Annotated in this window: 22 protein-coding genes; 10 read left to right on the top strand and 12 right to left on the bottom strand. The window is 66.4% G+C overall.

Annotated elements, in window-relative coordinates; translation table 11 throughout:
• Positions 1-28: 28 nt before the first annotated feature.
• The 4 genes from ASE39_RS22940 to ASE39_RS22955 all read left to right on the top strand — a co-directional run bounded on the left by ASE39_RS22940 (position 29) and on the right by ASE39_RS22955 (position 4403).
• On the top strand, positions 29-982 hold the full coding sequence (locus ASE39_RS22940; RefSeq protein WP_010466198.1) for a tripartite tricarboxylate transporter substrate-binding protein: 954 nt from the start codon (positions 29-31) through the stop codon (positions 980-982).
• A gap of 146 nt (positions 983-1128) precedes the next feature.
• On the top strand, positions 1129-2463 hold the full coding sequence (locus tag ASE39_RS22945; protein ID WP_010466196.1) for a sulfatase-like hydrolase/transferase: 1335 nt from the start codon (positions 1129-1131) through the stop codon (positions 2461-2463).
• A 100-nt stretch (positions 2464-2563) separates the two neighbouring features.
• Entirely contained in the window at positions 2564-3532 is a 969-nt protein-coding gene (locus ASE39_RS22950) for a helix-turn-helix domain-containing protein (RefSeq protein WP_057272644.1), read from the top strand.
• Positions 3533-3674: 142 nt separating this feature from the next.
• Complete coding sequence (locus ASE39_RS22955) at positions 3675-4403, top strand: alpha/beta hydrolase (protein WP_010466192.1); 729 nt, start codon at positions 3675-3677, stop codon at positions 4401-4403.
• Between the two features lie 193 nt (positions 4404-4596).
• Here the strand turns inward: ASE39_RS22955 and ASE39_RS22960 are convergent, their stop codons facing one another.
• The gene (locus tag ASE39_RS22960; RefSeq protein ID WP_010466190.1) at positions 4597-5499 is read right to left on the bottom strand and encodes a LysR family transcriptional regulator; all 903 of its coding nucleotides are present in this window, start codon (positions 5497-5499) and stop codon (positions 4597-4599) included.
• A gap of 164 nt (positions 5500-5663) precedes the next feature.
• Between ASE39_RS22960 and ASE39_RS22965 the strand changes: the two genes are divergently transcribed.
• The 3 genes from ASE39_RS22965 to ASE39_RS22970 are packed head-to-tail and all read left to right on the top strand — an operon-like array spanning position 5664 to position 7395.
• Entirely contained in the window at positions 5664-6644 is a 981-nt protein-coding gene (locus tag ASE39_RS22965) for a TerC family protein (protein ID WP_029414296.1), read from the top strand.
• A gap of 17 nt (positions 6645-6661) precedes the next feature.
• Positions 6662-6823: a hypothetical protein gene (locus ASE39_RS26950; RefSeq protein WP_010466186.1), complete on the top strand. Its 162-nt coding sequence runs from the start codon at positions 6662-6664 to the stop codon at positions 6821-6823.
• Positions 6824-6834: 11 nt separating this feature from the next.
• Positions 6835-7395, top strand: coding sequence for a DUF2062 domain-containing protein (locus ASE39_RS22970; protein ID WP_242421540.1), 561 nt, complete (start codon positions 6835-6837; stop codon positions 7393-7395).
• 105 nt (positions 7396-7500) lie between these two features.
• On the opposite strand, the gene ASE39_RS22975 is transcribed toward ASE39_RS22970, so the two are convergent.
• From ASE39_RS22975 to ASE39_RS22990, 4 genes are all read right to left on the bottom strand, one after another.
• Positions 7501-8469 carry a tripartite tricarboxylate transporter substrate binding protein gene (locus ASE39_RS22975; protein WP_010466182.1) on the bottom strand — a complete coding sequence of 323 codons (969 nt, stop codon included), beginning with the start codon at positions 8467-8469 and terminating at the stop codon, positions 7501-7503.
• A gap of 120 nt (positions 8470-8589) precedes the next feature.
• Complete coding sequence (locus tag ASE39_RS22980) at positions 8590-8850, bottom strand: DUF2783 domain-containing protein (protein WP_010466180.1); 261 nt, start codon at positions 8848-8850, stop codon at positions 8590-8592.
• A gap of 24 nt (positions 8851-8874) precedes the next feature.
• A complete protein-coding gene (locus ASE39_RS22985) occupies positions 8875-10527 on the bottom strand; it encodes an FAD-dependent oxidoreductase (RefSeq protein ID WP_010466178.1) in 1653 nt (550 codons plus the stop codon).
• A gap of 28 nt (positions 10528-10555) precedes the next feature.
• Positions 10556-11515: an MBL fold metallo-hydrolase gene (locus ASE39_RS22990; RefSeq protein ID WP_057272645.1), complete on the bottom strand. Its 960-nt coding sequence runs from the start codon at positions 11513-11515 to the stop codon at positions 10556-10558.
• A 143-nt stretch (positions 11516-11658) separates the two neighbouring features.
• Between ASE39_RS22990 and ASE39_RS22995 the strand changes: the two genes are divergently transcribed.
• The gene (locus ASE39_RS22995; protein ID WP_057272646.1) at positions 11659-12471 is read left to right on the top strand and encodes an IclR family transcriptional regulator; all 813 of its coding nucleotides are present in this window, start codon (positions 11659-11661) and stop codon (positions 12469-12471) included.
• Positions 12472-12495: 24 nt separating this feature from the next.
• On the opposite strand, the gene ASE39_RS23000 is transcribed toward ASE39_RS22995, so the two are convergent.
• Positions 12496-13089, bottom strand: coding sequence for a Crp/Fnr family transcriptional regulator (locus ASE39_RS23000; RefSeq protein ID WP_010466172.1), 594 nt, complete (start codon positions 13087-13089; stop codon positions 12496-12498).
• A 90-nt stretch (positions 13090-13179) separates the two neighbouring features.
• Here ASE39_RS23000 and ASE39_RS23005 point away from each other — a divergent pair, with 90 nt between their 5' ends.
• Positions 13180-13635: an isoprenylcysteine carboxylmethyltransferase family protein gene (locus tag ASE39_RS23005; RefSeq protein WP_010466170.1), complete on the top strand. Its 456-nt coding sequence runs from the start codon at positions 13180-13182 to the stop codon at positions 13633-13635.
• A 51-nt stretch (positions 13636-13686) separates the two neighbouring features.
• On the opposite strand, the gene ASE39_RS26670 is transcribed toward ASE39_RS23005, so the two are convergent.
• The 3 genes from ASE39_RS26670 to ASE39_RS23015 are packed head-to-tail and all read right to left on the bottom strand — an operon-like array spanning position 13687 to position 16633.
• On the bottom strand, positions 13687-14688 hold the full coding sequence (locus ASE39_RS26670; protein ID WP_139019230.1) for a hypothetical protein: 1002 nt from the start codon (positions 14686-14688) through the stop codon (positions 13687-13689).
• Between the two features lie 40 nt (positions 14689-14728).
• Positions 14729-16057 (bottom strand): O-acetylhomoserine aminocarboxypropyltransferase/cysteine synthase family protein, encoded by a 1329-nt coding sequence (locus ASE39_RS23010; protein WP_057272647.1) that lies wholly within the window; start codon positions 16055-16057, stop codon positions 14729-14731.
• Between the two features lie 60 nt (positions 16058-16117).
• Complete coding sequence (locus tag ASE39_RS23015) at positions 16118-16633, bottom strand: CoA-binding protein (RefSeq protein WP_010466166.1); 516 nt, start codon at positions 16631-16633, stop codon at positions 16118-16120.
• A 105-nt stretch (positions 16634-16738) separates the two neighbouring features.
• Here ASE39_RS23015 and ASE39_RS23020 point away from each other — a divergent pair, with 105 nt between their 5' ends.
• Positions 16739-17086, top strand: a complete 348-nt coding sequence (locus ASE39_RS23020) for a hypothetical protein (RefSeq protein ID WP_010466164.1) — start codon at positions 16739-16741, stop codon at positions 17084-17086.
• 127 nt (positions 17087-17213) lie between these two features.
• Here ASE39_RS23020 and ASE39_RS23025 read toward each other — a convergent pair whose 3' ends face one another.
• The 3 genes from ASE39_RS23025 to ASE39_RS23035 all read right to left on the bottom strand — a co-directional run bounded on the left by ASE39_RS23025 (position 17214) and on the right by ASE39_RS23035 (position 21077).
• Positions 17214-17819 carry a thioredoxin family protein gene (locus ASE39_RS23025; RefSeq protein ID WP_057272648.1) on the bottom strand — a complete coding sequence of 202 codons (606 nt, stop codon included), beginning with the start codon at positions 17817-17819 and terminating at the stop codon, positions 17214-17216.
• Between the two features lie 106 nt (positions 17820-17925).
• Positions 17926-18768: a prolipoprotein diacylglyceryl transferase gene (gene lgt, locus ASE39_RS23030; RefSeq protein ID WP_010466160.1), complete on the bottom strand. Its 843-nt coding sequence runs from the start codon at positions 18766-18768 to the stop codon at positions 17926-17928.
• Positions 18769-18833: 65 nt separating this feature from the next.
• The gene (locus tag ASE39_RS23035; RefSeq protein WP_057272686.1) at positions 18834-21077 is read right to left on the bottom strand and encodes a thioredoxin family protein; all 2244 of its coding nucleotides are present in this window, start codon (positions 21075-21077) and stop codon (positions 18834-18836) included.
• Between the last annotated feature and the right edge of the window lie 144 nt (positions 21078-21221).

The raw sequence follows: 21221 nt of genomic DNA on the forward strand, positions 1-21221 counted from the left end.
CCTGCCATCGCCCCAGGAGACCCTGACCATGTGGAAACCTCTTTCCTCCTTGCTGGCCACCGTGCTGGCCTTGTCCGCATCGCTTGCACAGGCGCAGGAAGCTCCCCTGCGCATCGTGGTCGGCTACGCCCCCGGCGGCGCGACCGACCGCGTGGCCCGTATCGTGGCCGACAAGCTGGGCACCAAGCTCGGCACGCCCGTCATCGTGGAGAACAAGACCGGCGCCGGCGGCCGCCTCTCGGCCCAGGCCGTGAAGGCCGCGCCCGCCAACCAGCCCACGCTGCTGCTGGCCAACCCGGCCGTCATGCTGGTGGCACCCCTGGTGTTCCCCGACGCAGGCTACGACCCCGAGCGCGACTTCCGCCCCGTGAGCCATGTCAACAGCTACGAGTTCGGCGTGGCCGTGGCCAGCGCCGTGCCGGTCAAGGAGCTGCCGCACCTGATGGCCTGGCTGCGCGCCAACCCCGACAAGGCCAACTTCGGCGTGCCAGCCACGGGCAGCCTGCCGCACTTCTTCGGCCTGATGGTGGGCGACGCCGCCAAGGTGCGCGCCGAGGTGGTGGGCTACCGCGGCTCTGCGCCGCTGCTCAACGACCTGCTGGGCGGCCAGGTGCCCGTGGCGTTCGACACCTTCGACACCCTGCTGCCCCAGCACGAGGCCGGCAAGATCCGCATCCTGGCCGTGTCGAGCGCCAAGCGCAGCCCGCTGGACCCCAAGATCCCCACCTTCAAGGAAAGCGGCATGGACCTGGCCGCGACGGGCTGGAACACCTTCTACGCCCCCATGAGCATGCCCAAGGCCCAGGCCGAGCGTCTGGCCGGGTTGATCGTGGAAGTGATGAAAGACCCAGACACCCAGCGCAAGTTCGAGGCCGCCAAGATGGAGCCGGTGGTGGCGACCATGGCGCAGACCGAAGCGATGCTCAAGGCGTACCGCGCGCAGTGGGCGCCGGTGGTGCAGCGCTCGGGCTTCAAGCCTTGACAGGAAGCCCCCCTGAGCGGCTTCGCCGCTTCCCCCTCGAGGGGGACGGCGGCCTTGCTGCGGGGCGGCCCTTGCTAGCCGCCCCTCGCCTCGGCCGTGCCTGTCGCGAAGACTGCGGGCCACGTTGAGTGAAACTGGATTTCGAGATGACCTTACAACCCCGCCCGAACATCATCTTCATCGTTGCCGACGACCTCGGCTATGCCGACCTGGGCTGCTACGGCGGGCGCGACGCCAGCTTCGGCGCCGTGTCGCCGGTGCTCGACGGCCTGGCCGCCCACGGCCTCCAGCTCACGCAGGGCTACTCCAATTCACCGGTCTGCTCGCCCACGCGTTTTGCGCTGATGACCGCGCGCTACCAGTACCGCCTGCGCGGCGCGGCCGAAGAGCCCATCAACAGCAAGAGCCGGGGCAGCACCACGCTGGGCCTGCCGCCCGAGCACCCCACGCTGCCGTCGCTGCTGCGCGCATCGGGCTACCGCACGGCGCTGATGGGCAAGTGGCACCTGGGCTACCCGCCCGCGTTTGGGCCGCTGCGCTCGGGCTACGAAGAGTTCTTCGGGCCCATGTCGGGTGGGGTGGACTACTTCACCCACTGCAGCTCCAACGGCACGCACGACCTGTACCTGGGCGAAGAAGAAAAGCAGCAGGACGGCTACCTCACCGACCTCATCACCGACCACGCGCTCGACTACGTTGCACGCATGGCGCCCGGCGCACAGGCCGGCACGCCGTTCTTCTTGAGCCTGCACTACACGGCGCCCCATTGGCCGTGGGAGACGCGGGACGACGAGGCGCTGGCGCAGGAGGTCAAGGGCAACCTGTTCCACCTGCACGGCGGCAGCATCGACACCTACCGCCGCATGATCCACCACATGGACGAGGGCATTGGCCGCATCATGGCCGCGCTGCAGCGCCATGGCATCGATCGCGACACGCTGGTCGTTTTCACCAGCGACAACGGCGGCGAGCGCTTCTCGGACAGCTGGCCCCTGGTCGGCGGCAAGATGGATTTGACCGAAGGCGGCATCCGCGTGCCCTGGATCGCCCACTGGCCCGCCGTGATCGCGCCGGGCAGCGTGAGCCCGCAGACCTGCATGACCATGGACTGGTCCGCCACGATGCTCGATGCAGCGGGCGCGATGCCGCACGCCGACTACCCGCTGGACGGCCGCTCGCTGATGCCGCTGCTGCGTGATTCGTCGGTGCTGCACGAGCCCGCGCTGTTCTGGCGTATGAACCACCGCGGCCAGCGCGCCATGCGCCAGGGCGACTGGAAGTACCTGCGGGTGGACGGCAACGACTACCTGTTCAACCTGGCGCAGGACGAGCGCGAGCGCGCCAACCGCGCGCCGCTGGAGCCCGCGCGGCTGCAGGCCATGCGCGCGGCGTGGGAAGCGTGGAACGCCTCAATGCCCCCGATTCCGGACGATGCGACGGTGAGCCTGGGCTATTCGGTCAAGGACATGCCGCAGCGCTGAGAACCCGTCGACGATCTCTTTGGGGCCGCCGCACGCATTCGGCTGGAAGGGTGGGCTTGCCCTGTTGCCTGCGGGCAGGGCTTGCCGCTAGATTGGCGCCATGCCTGCAGTTCCTGCATCCGCCACCCCGCCTCCACTGCGCCAGTGGACGACCGATGTGGTCGCGCCCGCAGCGCGCCTGGACTATTGGGTGGGGGCCATCTGCGAAGCGTTCCTCGAGATGGAGTGCAGCTCGCGCGAAGCACCCACGTTTGATGGGGTGCTGCACAGCCTGCCGGTTGAGACCCTGTCGGTCAACCAGGTTCGCGCTTCCACGCAGGACGTGTACCGCACGCCGTCCGGCATTGCGCGCAGTCGGCAACTGCCGTTTTACCTGATCGGCCAGGCAGAGTCCGCCTGGCATGTGCGGCAAGACGGCCAAGTGGCCTACCTGCGCCCCGGCGATGTGGTGCTGGTGGATTCGGCCCGGCCGTATGAATTGCATTTTCCGGACGGCGTGAACTGTGTCTCGTTGCAGTTGCCGCGCGTCTGGGTGGGGCAATGGCTGGCTCAGGCCGAGGCACACGGGCCCCGCGTGGCCTGGCGGGACCAGGGCTGGGGCCAGAGCCTGGGCGCACTGGCCGTGCAGCTGGCGCGCGACCCGGCTTCGGCGCAGGCCCTGTCGCCTTCGCTGTTGTCGAACCACCTCGGAGCCTTGCTGAGCGCAGCGCTGGAGCCGTCCCAGCCGCCCACTCCCTCCGCCGTGCGAAGCCTGCATGTCCGCCTGTGCGCACTGCTGCGCGCCCGCATCGACCAGCCAGGCGTTTCCGCCGAGGCTCTTGCAAAGGAGGCGGGTGTCTCGGTACGCACCCTGCACCGCGCGTTTGCGGCGCAGGGCCACACCTTTGCGGGCACGCTGCGGCAGATGCGCCTGGAGCGCGCGGGCGAGCTGCTGCGCCGGCCTCAGCTGGCCCATGTGGCGGTGGCCGAGATTGGGCGGCGCTGTGGTTTTGCCGACGCGTCGCACTTCGCGCGGGCGTTTCAACGCGCCATGGGGGCATCCCCCGCGCAATGGCGGCGCGGCGGCTGAGCCTGGTCGCGATGTGGCCCATTTGGCGCATCCGGCACACCGGGCTGGCACGCGCAGGCCATTTTGGACAGCGCTCTCTTCGTAAGGTGGCGGCAGGGCAGATCACCCTGTCCATCCCGCAACAAAACCGAAGGAGACACACATGGCGGATACCTATGTTCTGGTCCATGGCGCCTGGCACACCGGCGCCGAGATGGAGGCCACGGCCGGCCACCTGCGCGCACGCGGCCACACCGTGCACTGCCCCACCCTGGCCGGCAACCGGCCGGGCGATGACCGCGCAGCCACGGGCCTGGCGGATGCGGTGGACTCGCTTGCGGCTTTTATCGAGGGCCACGGCCTCACCGATGTGCGCCTGGTCGGCCACAGCTATGGCGGCATGGTCATCAGCCACATGCCCGCGCGGCTGCCCGGGCGCATCCGCCGGCTGGTGTACTGGAACGCGTTTGTGCCGATGCACGGCGAATGCCTGAACGACTTGGTGCCGCCGCACTACCGCGCGCTGTTCGACCAGGTGGCGGCGGCCAGCGGCAATGCCGTGATGCTGCCGTACGCCATCTGGCGCGAGGCCTTCATCAACGACGCCGACGAGGCCTTGGCGCGCAGCAGCTACGCGCAGTTGAATCCGCACCCGTACCGCACCTTCACCGAGCCGGCGCAGTTGCCCGTGCCGCTGGCGGCGCTGGAGATTGGCAAGAGCTACCTCAACGCCCAGCAGGATGCGGCGCTGCCCCACAGCCTGCCTTGGCACCCGCGCCTGTCGGAGCGGCTGGGCCTGTTCCGGCTGGTGGAGTGCGCGGGCAGCCACGAGATCTGCTTTTCGGACCCGGAGATGGCGGCGGCGAGCATCGAGCGGGCCGGGCGGGATTAGCTGGATACCCCCTGAGCGGCTGCGCCGCGTCCCCCTGGAGGGGGACGACGCCATCGCTGCGGGGCGGCCCTTGCTGGGCGCCTCTGGCGTGGGGCGTGCCTGTTTCGTGGAGGGGGCGATTGGCGCTGCCGCAGGGAGAATAGTTTTTAGTCTTTTTGGTCCCCGCCGCTTGATAGAAAAGCGTTAATAGCTATTAATTTAATAGCATTCCGCTCTTCCCCACCTCCAGCAGCCGCGTGAGCAGCGGGTGCATCACCTTGCGGGCGCTGTAGATCAGGTGGAACTGCTCCTGCACGTCCGGCGTGGTGCCCACCTGCACCAGCCCGTGGGTCTGTGCCAGGTGCTCGCCCAGCGACACCGGCGCGGGCATCACGCCCATGCCGGTGGCGGCAAAGGTGCTCAGCAGCGCGCTGTCTTCAAACTCGCCCGCGATGCGCGGGCGGATGCGTTCGCGCTCCAGCCAGTGGTCGATGCGCGCGCGCATGGCGGCGTGGTCGGTGGGCAGCAGCACGGGCACCACGGCCAGGCTGTGCGGGAAGTCCGTGGCGGCCGCATCGGCCCACAAGGGCGGGGCGTACCAGGCGATGGCGCTCGTGCCCAGCAGCTGGCTGGTGGTGCGCAGCGCGCGGTTGGGCGGTGCGGCGCGGTCGGCCAGCACCGCATCGAGCTTGTGCAGCGCCAGCTCGCCCAGCAGCGGCTGGAACTCGCCCTCGTGGCACAGCAGGCGCAGGTGGGGCTCGTCCAGCACGGGGGTCAGCAGCCGGTGCACGGCCAGCTTGGCGATGCCGTCGGAGATGCCCAGGTTCAGCCGCAGCGTCTGGCCGGTGGCGGCCTCGCGCACGCGCACGGGCAGTAGCTCGCCCAGCGCAAAGATGTGGTCCGCCTCGTGCAACGCGGCCACACCGGCGTCGGTGAGCACCAGGTTGCGGCCCTCGGTGCGCAGCAGGCTCACGCCCAGGGCCTTTTCCAGCTCGCGCACCTGGGCGCTGATGGTCTGCACGGCCATGTCCAGCCGTTCGGCGGCGCGTGCGATGCCGCCCTCCTTGGCCACGACCCAGAAGTAAAAAAGATGGCGGTAGTTGAAGCTCTGGCTCATGATTTCTCGCAATCGGCACAACGGTGCGGTGGCATTGGTTCGTAAAAACCGAACCAATGGTACTGATATGACAGGTTTTTAAGAATCGATTCCGCCCCTACAGTCCGTCCAGTCATCGGCAGGTCTTGCCCGGTGAAACATTTTTCCCCTCGGAGCTATCAATCATGGAAACCATAGGAACCTGGTGGATGTGGGCGGGTTTTGCCGTCTTTGTGGTCGTCGCGATCGGCGTCGACCTGTTGGTGATGGAGCGCCAGGGCGCGCACAAGGTCACGATGAAGGAAGCGCTGCGCTGGAGCCTCTTGTGGTTCTCGCTGGCGTTCGTGTTCGTCGCCATCCTCTGGTGGTACCTCGACAGCAGCCAGGGGCGCGAGGTGGCCAACACGGTGTCGATGCAGTTCATCACCGGCTACCTGGTCGAAAAGAGTTTGTCGATCGACAACATCTTTGTGTTTCTGATGCTGTTCAGCTACTTTGCCGTGCCGCCGCAGTACCAGAAGCGCGCGCTCATCATCGGCATCATTGGCGCGATCGTGTTGCGCACGCTGCTGATCCTGGCGGGCGCCTGGCTGCTGGCCACCTTCCACTGGCTGCTGTACGTGTTCGGCGCGTTCCTCGTGGTCACGGGTGCCAAGATGTGGTTCGCTGCCGGGCAGGAGCCCGACATCGCCACCAACCCGGTGCTCAAGTTCCTGAAAAAGCGCATCCGCATCACCGACCAGTTCGACGGCGAGAAGCTCTCCACGCTGGTCAACGGCGTGAAGCACTACACCCCGCTGTTCGTGGTGCTGGTGCTCATCGGGACCACCGACATCATCTTCGCGGTCGACAGCATTCCTGCCATCTTCGCGATCACCAACGACCCGTTCATCGTGCTCACGGCCAACATCTTCGCCATCCTGGGCCTGCGTGCGCTGTACTTCCTGCTGGCCGACCTGGCGGACCGCTTCCACCTGCTGGCCTACGGCCTGGCGCTGGTGCTGATCTTCATCGGTGGCAAGATGCTGCTCATCGACCTGGTCAAGATCCCGATCGGCTACGCCCTCCTGGTGACAGCCGGCCTGATCGCAGGCTCCATCTTCCTGTCGCTGCGCAACACGGCCCCGGGCGCCCACAAACCTCTGGCACTGCCGCCCAAGGACTGAACGGAGCATAGAAGACCATGGAACTCCTCGATGCAATCATGTTGTGCGTGTGGTGCGGCTTGGCGTTGGCCACGGTGACGGCGCACCGCGCTGGCAATGAGCGGCGGGATGTGCGCCTGCTGGCGGGCCTGACGGCCCTGTGGGGCGCCGGAACGGCCACGGCCCTCGCGTGGGGCTGATCAGGGTGGTGATGCAAATGCTGTGCACCCTGCGCCGTTGGCTGCGTGGCCTGGAACCCCGGGCCCGTGTGCACCTGGACCGCGGCTGGCTCGCCAGCTTGCGGCCTTGGCTGGAGCGGCGCGAGCTGTTCCGCTTCCAACGCCAACCCCTGGCGCGCGGTGTGGCTGCGGGCATGTTCTGCGGGCTCATCCCCGGCCCGCTGCAGATACCGGGCACGTTGATGGTGTGCGCCTGGCTGCGCGGCAACATCGTGGCGGGGGGCGTGGCTACTTTTTATACCAACCCCCTCACCACCGTGCCGCTGTATGCGCTGGCCTTTTACTTGGGCGCGCTGGTGATGCCGGGCGAGCAGACGCTGCCTGCCTGGAGCAGCGTGGCGCCGGGTGGCGATTTCTCGGTGCAGGCGATGGCTGCCTGGATCCAGGCCCTGGGAACACCGCTGCTTGTAGGCCTGCCCACGCTCGGTGCGTTGCTGGCGGCGCTGGGCTATGCCACGGTGCAGTTGCTGTGGTTGGCCCCCGCACTGCAGCGCAAGCGCCGACTGGCACGCTGCCGCAGAGCAGCCGCTTGACGCACAAAACGGGCGCTGCCCACACCAGTGCCACCGTGGAACTGGCTTTGCCAGGCCAGGGGTGGAGTTCCCCTTCAGGGGGAGGCGGCGCAGCCGCTCAGGGGGTCAATCCAGCTTTACGCCCACCTTGGTAATCACCCGGCCCCACTTCTCGCGCTCGGTGCGCGCAAAACTGCCCATTTGCGCTGCGGTGCCGGGCATGGGCTCCACACCCAATGCCTGGAGGCGCGCCTTGGTGCGTGTGTCGCCCAAAGCGGTCTGCAAGGCATTGCTGAAGGTGGCCACGGCATCGGCAGGTGTGCCTGTCGGGGCCACGATGCCCTGCCACGCAAAACCTTCAAAACCCTGCAGCCCTTGTTCTGAAATGGTGGGTACATCGGGCATGGTGCCCACACGCTGTGGGCTGGCCACACCGATGGCCTTGACCTTGCCACCGTTGAGAAACGGGTACACGGTGGCGCTGTCGATCCACATCGCCGGCACTTGGCCGCCGATCACATCCTGAATGGCCGGGGCCGCACCACGGTACGGCACATGCGTGAGCTTGAGGCCGCTCTGCTCGCGGAACAGCTCGCCCACCAGGTGGTGCGGGCTGCCCGGCCCGGCCGACGCCCAGTTCACACCATCGGCCTGGCCTTTGGCCCAGGCCATGAATTCCTTGAGGTTCTTGGCGGGCACGTTGTTGGACACCACGAGGAACATCGGGAAACGCACCAGCAGGCCCACCGGCTGGAAGTCCTTCTCGGCGTTGTAGCTCAGCTTGCTGAACAGGGACGGATTGGCCGCCAGCGTGGCGAAATCGGCCGAGAAGATCAGGTTGCCATAGTCCTTGTTGCGTGCGCTGTACTCGGCGGCAATGTTGGTGCCTGCACCGGGTTTGTTGTTGATGACGATGGGGCGCCCCAGCGTGGCCGACATCGACTCGGCGATGGTGCGTGCCACGATGTCGGAACCCCCGCCTGCGGCATAGCCCACCACCCATTCGAGCGGCTTGGCGCCTTGCGCATGGGCCAGGGGGAGGGCGGTTGCCAGTGCCAGCCCGGCAAGGGTGGCGAGGAAGTGTTTGCGCAGCATGTTGGTGTGTCTCCGGTGGTTGTGTGTGATGGGCGAGAAAAGGCCATGCACCGTCTTTTTGCGGCGCTTGGGGGCGGGTGTGCATTCAGGAAGGCAGGATAGCCCTGGCGGTGGGGCGTCTCAGGCGTTTGCGTGGGTGGGCACCACGGGCGTGATGGCTTTGCGCTCTGCCGCAGCGGGCAGGGCACCGTGGGGTGGGTTGCCCCGTGCCAGCTGCAAGGCCTGCAGCAGTGTGGCCTGGTCGCCGATGTGGTTGGCCAGCAGCAGCACCAGGCGTGCATTCATGGCGTGGCTCTCGGGGGTCGACAGGCCTTGGTGTGCGGCGATCAGTGCTTCGTAAAAGTCGTCGCAAGCCTGCAGATGGGGTTGGGTGTTCAGCATGTTGGTTTCCTTGTCCGAGGCCGCTCACAAGACCGTTGCCGTGGCACGGGCCAGAGCGGCGCGCACGGCCGCTTCGGTGGGGGCGTGCCAGCGGGCACACACATGCTGATCGGGCCGCACCAGGTACGCCGTGCCTGGCAGCGCGTCCAGCCGCTGCGCCGCCAGCGCCTGGGCGTCGATCACGTCCAGTCCGATCTGCAGCACCCGCACATGGGGCAGTGCGCCAGCCCAGGTGGGAGCAGGGCCAAACACCAGCAGCGTGAACTCCGGCCCCAGCTCGCGCAGCAACCAAGTCGGCTGGCCTTGTTTCGTCAGAGGCGCATCGAGCAGCACCGCGCCAGGCACCTGGGTGCCCACAAAGGTATCGGTATCCGGCGTGTTCAGCGGCGATGTGTGCAGCGTGGCCGGCACCGACAGGCGCCCGCTGTTGACGATGCGGCGCGCAAAGGCATGGTCGCGCGCCAGGTGCAGCGCGGCGTCGCGGAACAGGCGGCTCACCTCGCTCTTGGGCGTGATGAAGTCGGTAGCGCGCGTGGAGTTGCACAGGTTCTCATCGGCCGCGTATTCGCGCTCGGGTCCATACGTCGCCAGCAGGGCGGTGCCTGCACGGCCCTTGAGCACCCAATCGAGCTTCCAGGCCAGGTTCTCGGCGTCCTGCACGCCGCTGTTGGCGCCGCGTGCGCCAAAGGGCGAGACACCGTGCGCGCTGTCGCCGGCAAAGACCACGCGGCCGTGCACGAATTGGTCCATGCGCAGGCAGGCAAAGGTGTAGACACTCGCCCAATCCAGTTCGAACTGCGCATCCGCGCCCAGCAGTGCCTTCACGCGCGGAAGGATGTTCTCGGGCTTCTTTTCTTCTTCCGGGTCCGCGTCCCAACCGAGCTGGAAGTCGATGCGCCACACGTTGTCGGGCTGGCGGTGCAGCAGCACGCTCTGGTTGGGGTGAAAGGGCGGGTCGAACCAGAACCAGCGCTCGGTCGGGAAGTCCGCATCGCCCGCCAGCTTCACATCGGCGATCAGGAAACGGTCCTGGAAGATGCGGCCTTTGCTCTCCAGCCCCAGCATCTGCCGCGTGGGCGAGCGTGAGCCATCGCAGGCCACCAGCCACTGGGCGTCTATTTGGTAGCTGCCTTCGGGCGTCTCGATGCCGAGCAATGCGCCGTCCTCGCGGCTGGCCACGGTGGTCACCTTGTTGTGCCAGCGGATGTCGATGCCGGGCAGCTGCAGTGCCCGCTCCACCAGGTAGGCCTCGGCGTAGTACTGCTGCAGGTTGATGAAGGCCGGGCGTTCGTGGCCCTGCTCGGGCAGCAGGTTGAACTCGTACAACTGCTCGTCCTTGAGGAACACCTTGCCCAGGTTCCACGACACGCCCTTGTCCACCATGCGCTGCCCCACGCCCAGGCGGTCCCAGATTTCGAGCGTGCGCTTCGCGAAGCAGATGGCGCGCGAGCCGATGGAGAGCTTGTGGTCGTTGTCCAGTACCACCACGCGCTGGCCGCGCTGCGCCAGGTCAATCGCGAGCGACAGGCCCACGGGGCCCGCGCCGATGATCACGATGGGGTGCCGCGCGGGTTGGGCGCTGTCCTGGTCGGGCGAGTGCACGTAGCCGAAGTCGATGGCCTGCACTTCAGGGCCGCTGGCGTGGAAGGCTTCGGTGGGAATGTCTCTGGGGTTCATATCTTTTGTCTCTTCCAACCTCGGCGGCTCAGCCTTCCAAAGCCTTCCACATTTGAATGTCACGCTCGGCGGTCCAGATGCGTGGGTCGGGGTATTGCGTGGCCTCGTCGTACGCACGGGTCACGTCAAAGGGCATGCAGTGGTTAAAGATCACCCAGTGCCCGTACTTGGGCTGCAGCTTGGCGAACGTGGCCTCGTACACCTTGCGCAGGTCTTCGCCTTGCGCAGCACTGGCCTTCACGCTCTCGTACAGGTCGCTGATGAAGGCGCGCGTACCGGCCAGGCCCGCCTGCACCTGCTCGGGCGTCTGCAGTGCGGCGCCCCGGCCAGGCACCAGCTTTTCGGGCTTCAGGGCCGCGATGTTGTCCAGGGTCTGTGGCCAGTCCTGGAAGTACGCATCGCCCGCATACGGCGTGGCGTCGAATTCCACCAGGTCGCCGCTGAAGAGGATCTTTTCCTGCGGCAGCCAGGCCACCGTGTCGCCCTTGGTGTGGCCTCGGCCCAGTTGCAGGATTTGTACTTCCACGCTGCCCAGCCACAGCGTCATCTTCTTGTTGAAGGTCATGGTCGGCCAAGTCAGGCCGTCAGGCACGCTCTCCACGTTCTGGAACAGGCGGGGGAAGCGGCCAATCTCGCTGTCCTTGTCGAACTGCCCGCGCTCCACGATGAGGTCGCGCGTGTCTTCGCTGGCGATGATGTGCTCGGCCCCGTAGGCACTGGCGCCCAGCACGCGCACTGCGTGGTAATGGGACAGCAGCACGTACTTGATGGGCTTGTCGGTCACCTCGCGGATGCGGCGGATCACGTCCTGCGCCATCACGGGAGTGGCCTGGGTGTCGATGACCATCACCGCGTCGTCGCCAACGATGATGCCGGTGTTGGGGTCGCCTTCGGCCGTGTAGGCGTAGGCGTGGTCGGATAGCTGGTCGAAGCTCACCTTCTTCACTTCGAGGTCAGCGGCGGAGGCAAAGGTTTTGACGGTGCTCATGGTGGTGATTTGTTAATGGTGAATGCGTTTATCTAAACGGAATGTTTTGATGTTAGGCAAGAAATTTGTTTATGTCTAACGCATTTGTTTAGGTGAAAACCCGAAGGGCGAGGCGGTGCCATGGTGCGTGGACAATCGGGCCTATGGCCTCCACGACCCTCGACCTGCCCCATGCCGACGACGAAGACACGCCCCGCACCCCGCGCGGCATCCAGAGCGTGGAGGTGGGCGGGCAACTGCTGAAGGTGCTGGCGCGCACCGGCCGCCGCATGGCGCTCAAGGACCTGGCCCGCGCGGCCGACATGACGGCCGCCAAGGCCCACCCCTACCTGGTGAGCTTCGGCAAGCTGGGCCTGATCGAGCAGGACGCCGTGAGCGGCCATTACGGCCTGGGCCCCTTGGCCATGCAGCTGGGCCTCATCAGCCTGCAGCAGGTGGACCCCGTGCGCCTGGCGATCGCCGAGCTGCCCGCGCTGGCCCAGCGCATCGGCTACACCGTGTCGGCCTCGGTCTGGGGCGACAGTGGCCCCACCATCATTCGTGTGGAAGAAGGCCCCACCGCCGTGTATGTGGCCATGCGCCACGGCACCACGGCCTCGGTGCGGCATACGGCCACGGGCAAGGTGTTCGCGGCTTTCGGCCCGCGCGAGCGCGCTGCCGCCGCACTGGCGGCCGAAGGGTTTGCGGGCGCGCTGGATGAGCCCGCATTTGCGGCCGAACTGGAGGCCGTGCGCCAGCATCAGATCAGCGCAGTGACAGATCAGCTTTTGCCCGGCATCAGCGCGCTGGCCACGCCGGTGTTCGATGGGTTCGGGCAGCTGGTGCTGTGCATCGCCGTGATCGGCCCCAGCGCCACGCTGCAGACCGGGCCCGCGAGCCCGGCGGCGCAGCACCTGCGCGACACCGCGCGCAACCTGTCGCAGCGCCTGGGCGCCGCTCAGGGCGGCAACCCCTGAGCAGCCGCCTCTGAGCCGCTGTCGTCAGCCGCCGCGCAACATGCGCGCCTTGATGCGGCTGAGCGCCACCGGTGTCACACGCACATAGCTGGCAATGTCGCGCTGGCGTACCTGGGTGGCGATCTGTGGGTGCTGCTGCAAGAAACGCCGGTAGCGCTCCTCGGGCGACAGCGTGAGCAACTCCATCTCGCGCTGTTCCTTGCGCTGGCCGTACAGGCGGTAGGCGTTGCTCAGCGCACGTTGCCACAGGCTGTGGCGTGCGGCCAGCGCCTCCAGCGCTGCATGGTCGATCTGCTCTACCGTGCAGGGTCCGCCCTCGGCCAGGGCGGCATAGCTGGTCACGCCGCCCGGCTGCAGGGCTGTGAGACTGGCAAAACACAGGCCGGCGGGCGCAAACCCCTTGACCCAGGCGTCGCCCCCGGCTGTCTCGTACACCATCTTGATGAGCCCCCGGTTCACCACAAACACCCGGGGCTGCGCCTCGCCCGCGTGGAACAGCACCTCGCCGGGCTGCAGCTGCCGCACCGTGGTGGCGCGCTCCAGAGCCTCCCACTCGGGCAGCGGGGCCTGTGCCAGTTGCTCCAGCACCGTGTGGGTGGAATGAGAAAAGGTCGGCAAAAGAGGACTCCGTTAACCCAGGTTATCGCCAGCACAGCGCGCCATCGGCAGACTGCGGCCCATGTCTTGATTTTGCAAGGAGAGGTCGGAATGCAACGTTTGCTGCTGCCCCCTGTGGTCTGGTTTGCGTCGGTGGGTGTGATGGTGATTTTGCAGCGCACTTGGCCCCTGGCCGCGCTGCCCACCGATGCACGCGTGCTGGCCTGGTGGGCGGGGGGTGTGCTGGTGCTGGCGGGCCTGGCCATGGCCCAGTGGCATGCTCGCCTGTTCAAGCGCATCGGCACCAATATCAACACCTTCGGCGAGCCCGGCACGCTCACCACGGCGGGCCTGTTTGCGTACACGCGCAACCCCATGTACCTGGGCATGCTGCTGGCCCTGGCGGGCGTGGCGCTGGCGCTGGGTGCCTTGTCGCCGTGGATTCTGGTGCTGCTGTTTTTTGTGCTGGCGCAGTGTTGGTACATCCCCCTGGAAGAGCGCAAGCTGGTAGCCCGCTTTGGGCGCCAGTATGCGGACTACCGCCGGGATGTGCGGCGGTGGTTGTAGCCCATCAAACACAGGAATGCCGGAGGTTGCGACCAAGTCTGCTCAGGTTTTTCAAACTAATGGCGGCAGGTTGTCGCCAAGAATTTTGGCTGTTGCGCTTACTGCTGCAAACGCTTGCCTTTGAGTTGGGGATTCGCCTCTGTGCGCAACCATATTGCGAGGTTCTACGAGGGCGGATTTGATATTTTCAGGAACAGCGAAACCCATTGCTCTCGCTAGTTCAACTCTGCCACTGAGCATTCTGAACTTCTCGAGGATCTTGTCTGTATACGGGAGTTGATCGAGGCGGAGGCGATTTTCAATGGCCTGCGTGAGAGCAATCTCCGACGCAACTGCAGTTTCAACAATAGCTTTTCTAAAGTCCTTTTCCTTGATGGCCCGATACGCCGCCAGTTGAAACCGATATGGAAGCGACAACTCTGTATCGCTCGACGCCAACATACAAGCCTTCTCGATCTGAGTTTGAGTCAAAGCAGGATCGGGGGCCGCCGGATCTTCGTAAACAGCGACTTGAGTTCCCTTTTTTTTATATGGGCGTTCCTGTTTGCCTGATTGATCAAAAACAAATAAGTTCAGATCGCCTGGGGACGGACTTACTACTGTCGTTGAATTGGCAAACCATCGCGTGCTGAACAGGTCAAACCCGTCAAAAAGTCGGGTTCTCCATCGATCGAAATTTTGATAGACAGCGGTACTCAGTTCTGCCGTCTTGTCGGGGATAGTGTCAAACCACAGCAGCGCACGCAATACTTCAGGATGACCGTCCGGGTACTGGTATGCATGCCGAAGTCCCCACAAAATTGGTGGATCTCCCTGCCTCCACGTCTTTGCATCCTTAGGCGGTACAAGGGGTTCGCGCAGTGGGTCAGCCGGCCGCCCTGATTCGATGGGTTCCGAGGGGAACTCAAAGTGTCCTTGAACACCACCGATACAGATGGGGAAGCTAGTACCAAGTACCTCTTTGAGACAAAGCAACGGTTGTTCGAACTTAACGATGCCGTAAATTCGAACTGCTGCCAAATTTCCAGCCGAGACTGCGTCGGAAGTTTCCACAGTAGTAGTCTCCTAGCGGCGCATTGTTCCAAAAATTGGCTCAGAGGGATTCTGTCGCCCGCCCCAGCGCCTGGTCCACATCCCACAGGATGTCATCCAGATCCTCAATCCCCACCGACAGCCGCACCATGTCCGCGCTCACGCCTGCGCGGGCCAGCTCTTCTTCGCTCAGCTGGCGGTGGGTGGTCGATGCGGGGTGGATCACCAGCGTCTTGGCGTCGCCGATGTTGGCCAGGTGGCTCAGGAACTCGCAGGCGTCGATGAATTTCTCTCCGGCCGACGCACCGCCTTTGACGCCAAAAGTCAGGATGCCCGAGGCCCCGGGCGTGCCATCCACGGCACGGAACTGCTTTTGCGCCAGATCGAAATACGGCGAATCCGCCAGACCGGGGTAGTTGACCCACGCCACCTGCGGATGGCTTTGCAGAAACTTCGCCACGGCCAGCGCGTTGCGGCAGTGCTCGCGCATGCGCAGGTGCAGCGTTTCGGCGCCTTGCAGCAGCTGCCACGCGTTCATGGGCGACAGCACGCCGCCGAAGGTGCGGTTGACCTCCATGCGCGCCTTCATGGTGTAGCCAAAGTCGCCAAAGGTCTCGTAGAACTTCACGCCGTGGTAGGCGCGGCTGGGCTCCACCATCTCGGGGAAGTTGCCGTTGTCCCACGGGAACTTGCCACCCTCCACCACCACGCCGCCCATGGTCGTGCCGTGGCCGCCGATGTACTTGGTGGCGCTGTGCACCACTATGTCGGCGCCCAGCGCCAGCGGGTTGCACAGGTAGGGGCTGGCCACCGTGTTGTCGATGATGAGCGGCACGCCGTGGGCATGCGCCACCTCGGCCACGGCGGCGATGTCAAGCACGTTGACCAGCGGGTTGCCGATGGTTTCGCCATACACGGCGCGGGTGTTGGGGCGCATGGCGCGTGCAAAGTTCTCGGGGGCGGCCGGGTCCACAAAGGTGGTCTCTATCCCTAAGCGCGCGAAGCCCACGCCCAGCTGCCCCACCGTGCCGCCATACAGCGTGCTGGCCGCCACGATGTGGTCGCCGGTCTTCAGGATGGCCAGCAGCGCCGCCATCTGCGCGGCCATGCCGCTGGCACAGGCCAGGGCGGCGCGGCCGTTTTCGAGGCTTGCAATGCGCTCCTCGAACACCGCCACCGTGGGGTTGCTGATGCGGCTGTAGACGTTGCCAAAGGTCTGCAGGTTGAACAGGCTGCTGGCGTGCTCCGCGTTGTCGAACACAAAGCTGGTCGTCTGGTGGATGGGCGTGGCACGAGCGCCAGTCACGGGGTCGGGCTGGGCGCCGGCGTGGATGGCGCGGGTGCCAAAACCGAAGTCGCGGTCGGCGCCGGAGGGGTGGTTGGAAGACATGATTTTGAATAAAATTGGCCGCCAGCGCTTGATGGATAAGCGCTAGGAGCTATGAATTTGCTAGTAAGGCAGCTGTCGCAGGCGTTTGGCGCTGATGACGCGGGTGTTCACGCCCATCCAGCCCAGGCCGCCAAACAGCCGCGCGTGTTCGATCTTCACGCAGCGGTTTTCGATCACCTGGAGCCCGGCGGCCTTCGCCTGCAGGCGGGCAGTCTCATTGAACACGCCCAGCTGCAGCCACAGGCAGCGCGCGCCGATGGCAATCGCCTCCCCGGCCAGCGGCGGAATGTCCTCGCTCTTGCGAAAGCAGTCCACCATGTCGATCCGTTCGCCCCGGGCCGCCAGCGCCTGGGCGGCATCGGCCACGCTGGCGTAGGCCGTCTCGCCCAGAATCTGCCCGCCCTCGCGCGCGACGAGCGGATTCACCGGCACGATGCGGTAGCCGTGCGCCTGCATGTATTTGGCCGCGAAATAGCTGGGCCTGTGCCATTGGGGCGACAGTCCCACCACCGCAAGGGTGCGGCAGTGCGTCAGAATATCGCGCAGGGTGCTGATGGTGTCGGGCGTGCGTTTCATACATGGCAGTGTATGGGGGCGAACTGCTGCGGCGCCAGAGCCCCGCGTTGTCCACCAACACTGCCATCAACACTGTGGCCCCGCCCCAGATTCCGAGGAGATCCCGTGCAGAACCCCCCACGCGCCCGCCGCGCCACTGGCCTTGTGGCCGCCGTTGCCCTGTCCACCATTGCCCTGAGCGCCTGCACACCGCCGCGCGCCCCCGATGTGCCCAAGGTCCAGCGTGTCACGACCTACGCCTGTGACCGTGGCCCCATGCTGGTGGTGCACTGGCCCGCCCAGCCCGATGGCCCTGCGCTGCTGGAGATGAACGGCCGCACCGTGCCGCTGCAGCCTGAGCGTGTGGTCACCGGCTTTGGGTACGGCGACGGTGGCACTTACATCCGTGGCCAGGGCAACACGATGTTCTTCCAGGCGCCCCGTGTGCTGCGCGTGAACTGCGTGGCGCGCTGAGCCGAGCCCGCCACACTCGTAAAAACTGGCGTGCTCCCCACACCAGTGCCACCGTGGAACTGGCTCTGCCAGGCCACAGGTGGCGTCCCCCGCCGGGGGAAGGCGCGCAGCGCCTCAGGGGGGCTTCCTACTTGTACTTGATGCTGCAGCCATACGGCTGTGTCGTCGCCGCCGAGATCGGCTTGCCCGCCAGCGCCTCCGACAGCCCCACCTTCACGTAGTTGGTGGCTTTCTCGATGTCGGCCGGGCGGGCCGAGGGGATGCTGTCGATGCCGCCCGCATAGACCAGCACGCCCTGCGGGTTGACGATGTACAGGTGCGGCGTGGTGCGCGCACCATAGCTTTTGCCCACGGTGCCTTCCTCGTCCATCAGCACGGCGGTGGGCACGGCCTTGCGTTCGGTGACCCAGGCCGTGAGTTTGGCGGGCTCCAGGTAGTCGCTGCTGGCCTTCTCGGTGGAATTGACCGCCAGCCACACCACGTTCTGGCCAGTGGCATCCTTCTGTGTGGCGGGCATGTTGCCGCTGTCGTAGTGCTTGCGCACAAACGGGCAGCCGGGGTTGGTCCATTCCAGCACCACGTGCTTGCCCTTGAAGTCCGACAGGCGCACCGTCTTGCCGGTGGCGTCCTTGAGCGTGAAGTCGGGGGCGGGCTGGCCCACGGTGGCGGCGGCCTGGGCGCCCAGCGCGACCAGGGCGGCGGTGGCGATCAACGTACGGCGAAGCAGCTTCATGGCAGGTCTCCTAGCGGTTGGCGGGGGGCGAATTGTTCTGGCAATCAACAGGGCAGCGTGGAGGGGTGCTACTCGGCGCGCAGTGACCGGGTGGCCCCTCAGACAATCAATTTGGACGGGGTCGAAGCTCGCCAGGGGGGACTCCTGGGCGGGCCTTGCTGTGTGCCCACAGCCCCACGCCCGCCGCGATCATCGGCAGGCACAGCCACTGCCCCATGCTCATGCCCAGCGACAGCAAGCCCAGGTGGGCATCCGGTTCTCGGAAATATTCGGCGATGAAGCGGAACACACCGTAGCCCACCAGGAAGGCGGCGGCCACCTGGCCCGGGCGGCGTTCTTTGCGCGCATACAGCCACAGCAGGATGAACAGCAGCAACCCTTCCATCAGAAACTGGTAGACCTGCGATGGATGGCGTGGCTGCAGCGAGCCGCTGTGCGCAAACACCATGCCCCAGGGCAGGTCCGGGCTTGCAACACGGCCCCACAGTTCGCCGTTGATGAAGTTGCCCACGCGCCCCGCAGCGAGGCCTGTGGGCACACAGGGCGCCACAAAGTCGGCCACCTGCAGCCAAGGGCGCTTGCGCGAATGCGCAAACCACAGCATGGCAACCACCACGCCCAGCAGGCCACCGTGGAACGACATGCCCGGGGTCCAGATCATCAGGATTTCCAGCGGATGGCTCAGGTAGTAGGCGGGCTTGTAGAACAGGCAGTAGCCCAGGCGCCCACCCACCACCACGCCCACCACGCCAAGGAAGAGGATGTCCTCCACATCCTTGCGTGACCAAGCGCCAGGGCCGCTGATGGAGGCGAACGGTGCGTGGTGCAGGCGCAGACGGCCCAGCAGCAGGAACAGCCCGAAGGCTGCGAGGTAGGTCAGGCCGTACCAGTGAACGGCCAGCGGTCCAAGCTGCAGCGCGACGGGGTCGATGGCGGGGTAAGTCAGCATGGGGCGGCGTTATGGCTGGGGGTTTTCAAATACATCGCATGCCGTGCGCTTGCAGTATTCCTGCCCTATAGCTGGGCAATGGTGGCGCGCACCTCGTCCACGCTGAGCACCTCGGTCAGCACCACGGGCGGCTTGCCGGCCCGGTAGAACACATACACGGGCACGCCGCTGCGGCCCAGCGCCGCCAGCGCGGCCGTGATGGCGGGGTCGCGGCGCGTCCAGTCGGCGCGCAGCAGGGCCACGTTTTTGGTCTGCAGGTCGGCGACCACGTCGGTGTTGGCCAGCGTGGTCTTCTTGTTGTACTGGCAGGTCACGCACCAGGCGGCGGTGAAGTCCACAAACACGGGGCGGCCCGTGGCCACGATCTGCTCGGCCGCGCCCGGTGCCCAGGGCTGCCAGCCGTTGGCGGATGCCTGGGGGCTGGTTGGTGTGGTGGGCACGTTGGTGATATGCGGCGCAAAGGACCAGACCAGCAAGGCCATGGCCGCGACGGACACGGTGGCCATCCACACCCGGGCGCGGCCCGCCAGCGACAGCGCCCACACCACCAGCGACAGGCCCACCAGCAGGATCAGCAGCGCACCGGCGCCGTCGATGCCGCTTTGCTGGCCCAGCACCCACACCAGCCAGACCACGGTGGCCAGCATGGGGAAGGCCATGAGCTTGCGGAAGGTGTCCATCCACGCGCCGGGGCGCGGCAGTGCGCGGGCCACGGCGGGGATAAAACTGGCGGCCAGAAACGGCAGCGCCAGGCCCAGGCCCAGCGCCGCGAACACGGCCAGCGCCTGTGGCGCGGGCAGCGTGGCAGTGAGGCCGAGCGACGCGCCCATGAACGGTGCGGTGCAGGGCGATGCCACGGCAACAGCCAGTACGCCGGTGAGGAAACTGTCGGCCACCGGGTGGCGCGCCTGCAGGCTGGCCACCGAGGAGGGCAGGAAGTGCCCGAACTCGAACACGCCTGCCAGGTTGAGCGCGATCAGCGTGAACAGCGCCGCCAGTGATGCCACCACAGCCGGCGACTGCAGCTGAAAGCCCCACCCAACGGCCTCGCCCGCCGCGCGCAGGCCCAGCATGAGCGCGCCCAGCGCAATGAACGACAGCACCACGCCAGCGGTGTAAGCCATGCCACTCAGCCGGTGCGCCCTGCGGTCCTGCGCATGCTGGGTGAAACCCACCACCTTGATCGCCAGCACAGGGAACACACAGGGCATGAGGTTGAGGATGAGGCCACCCAGCAAGGCTCCCAGCAGCGCGGCCGTGAGCGTGAGCGACGATGCGCCCGAGCCCGCAGCCGATGTTGCCGCTCCCCCCGCTTGCGCTGCATTGGCTTTGAGCGCGGCCTCCAAGGCAGGCGATACGCTGGCCACCGAGGCTGCGGGAGGCCAGGTGCCCAGCACCTTCAGCTCGGCCCGGTAGCCCGTGCGGGTGTCGGGGCCGGTGCCGTGGCCTGGCGCTGCCTGCTCGGCCACCACAACGGGCATCAAGTTGGGGCTGGCGCTGCGCTGGGCCGAAAGGGGAATCTGCGCCGTCCATACGCTGCCATTCCAGGCCTGCTTCCAACTGGCGGCGTTGTCGATGACCTCAGCGGTTTCGGGGAACAGGTCCAGCGTCTTGCCCCGCAGCGCCACGGGCAGGCCGTGCACGCTGACCTGCAGCGTATTGCCATCGGCAATCTGCGCCTGGCTGTCCGGCACGATGCCGGTGGTGCCCGCCAGCACCGGCCGGGGCTGTGCTTTGGCGGCGGCGTCAAACGCGGCACCGTTCAGCGCGGTGGTGCTGCGGATGGGCAGCTGCAGTGTGAACTCGCCCTCTTCGGGAATGCACTCCTTGCGGCACACCAGCCACGAGGCGCGCAGCTTGATGGTCGCGTCCTGCACCAGCGGGGCCGCCGCGAAGGTGCTGGCCACCGTGACGGGGATGGGCAGCAGCACCGTGCCTTCATAGCCATAGTTGGCCAGCGTGCCGATGGGGATCTTCCTGGGCAGGGGCCAGGCGATCTCGCCCGCGTCCAGGCCTGCGGGCAGTGTCCAGGCCAGGTCGGTGGGCAGGCCGGAGTCGCCGGGGTTTTTCCAATAGGTATGCCACTCGGGCTGGTGGGTGATTTGCAGCCCCAGCCACAGCGGCTGGCCGGGCGCCACGCCCTGGGGCGCATGGGCCAGCAGCTCGGCACGCACATAGGGCGTGGTGACCACGCTGGTGCCTGGGGCACCGGATTTGGAGCCAAATTGGGCGCTAGCGCTTGTCCATAAAGCGCTGGCAGCTATCAAAAGCAGAGTAACTGCAAGGCGGTGGAGCAGGCGGTGGGGCATGGTTGCAGTGTGGGAGCGGGCGCAGCGCCGTTGGTTCCGGTGCTCGCCCGTCCATTCCAGTGAATCCGACATTGTGCGCGGGGACGCACCGCCCCCGGAAACTGTCGCCCCACGCGGGACACCCGTGTGGGACGCAGCGCAGCG

The organism is Acidovorax sp. Root267, assembly GCF_001429215.1.
GTDB classification, from domain to species: domain Bacteria; phylum Pseudomonadota; class Gammaproteobacteria; order Burkholderiales; family Burkholderiaceae_C; genus Acidovorax; species Acidovorax radicis.

Excerpts from the sequence above, each read along its gene's own strand:
- ASE39_RS22940 (WP_010466198.1), top strand. The coding sequence starts at position 29 with ATGTGGAAACCTCTTTCCTCCTTGCTGGCCACCGTGCTGGCCTTGTCC.
- ASE39_RS22945 (WP_010466196.1), top strand. The coding sequence starts at position 1,129 with ATGACCTTACAACCCCGCCCGAACATCATCTTCATCGTTGCCGACGAC.
- ASE39_RS22950 (WP_057272644.1), top strand. The coding sequence starts at position 2,564 with ATGCCTGCAGTTCCTGCATCCGCCACCCCGCCTCCACTGCGCCAGTGG.
- ASE39_RS22955 (WP_010466192.1), top strand. The coding sequence starts at position 3,675 with ATGGCGGATACCTATGTTCTGGTCCATGGCGCCTGGCACACCGGCGCC.
- ASE39_RS22960 (WP_010466190.1), bottom strand. The coding sequence starts at position 5,499 with ATGAGCCAGAGCTTCAACTACCGCCATCTTTTTTACTTCTGGGTCGTG.
- ASE39_RS22965 (WP_029414296.1), top strand. The coding sequence starts at position 5,664 with ATGGAAACCATAGGAACCTGGTGGATGTGGGCGGGTTTTGCCGTCTTT.
- ASE39_RS26950 (WP_010466186.1), top strand. The coding sequence starts at position 6,662 with ATGGAACTCCTCGATGCAATCATGTTGTGCGTGTGGTGCGGCTTGGCG.
- ASE39_RS22970 (WP_242421540.1), top strand. The coding sequence starts at position 6,835 with ATGCAAATGCTGTGCACCCTGCGCCGTTGGCTGCGTGGCCTGGAACCC.
- ASE39_RS22975 (WP_010466182.1), bottom strand. The coding sequence starts at position 8,469 with ATGCTGCGCAAACACTTCCTCGCCACCCTTGCCGGGCTGGCACTGGCA.
- ASE39_RS22980 (WP_010466180.1), bottom strand. The coding sequence starts at position 8,850 with ATGCTGAACACCCAACCCCATCTGCAGGCTTGCGACGACTTTTACGAA.
- ASE39_RS22985 (WP_010466178.1), bottom strand. The coding sequence starts at position 10,527 with ATGAACCCCAGAGACATTCCCACCGAAGCCTTCCACGCCAGCGGCCCT.
- ASE39_RS22990 (WP_057272645.1), bottom strand. The coding sequence starts at position 11,515 with ATGAGCACCGTCAAAACCTTTGCCTCCGCCGCTGACCTCGAAGTGAAG.
- ASE39_RS22995 (WP_057272646.1), top strand. The coding sequence starts at position 11,659 with ATGGCCTCCACGACCCTCGACCTGCCCCATGCCGACGACGAAGACACG.
- ASE39_RS23005 (WP_010466170.1), top strand. The coding sequence starts at position 13,180 with ATGCAACGTTTGCTGCTGCCCCCTGTGGTCTGGTTTGCGTCGGTGGGT.
- ASE39_RS23010 (WP_057272647.1), bottom strand. The coding sequence starts at position 16,057 with ATGTCTTCCAACCACCCCTCCGGCGCCGACCGCGACTTCGGTTTTGGC.
- ASE39_RS23015 (WP_010466166.1), bottom strand. The coding sequence starts at position 16,633 with ATGAAACGCACGCCCGACACCATCAGCACCCTGCGCGATATTCTGACG.
- ASE39_RS23025 (WP_057272648.1), bottom strand. The coding sequence starts at position 17,819 with ATGAAGCTGCTTCGCCGTACGTTGATCGCCACCGCCGCCCTGGTCGCG.
- lgt (WP_010466160.1), bottom strand. The coding sequence starts at position 18,768 with ATGCTGACTTACCCCGCCATCGACCCCGTCGCGCTGCAGCTTGGACCG.
- ASE39_RS23035 (WP_057272686.1), bottom strand. The coding sequence starts at position 21,077 with ATGCCCCACCGCCTGCTCCACCGCCTTGCAGTTACTCTGCTTTTGATA.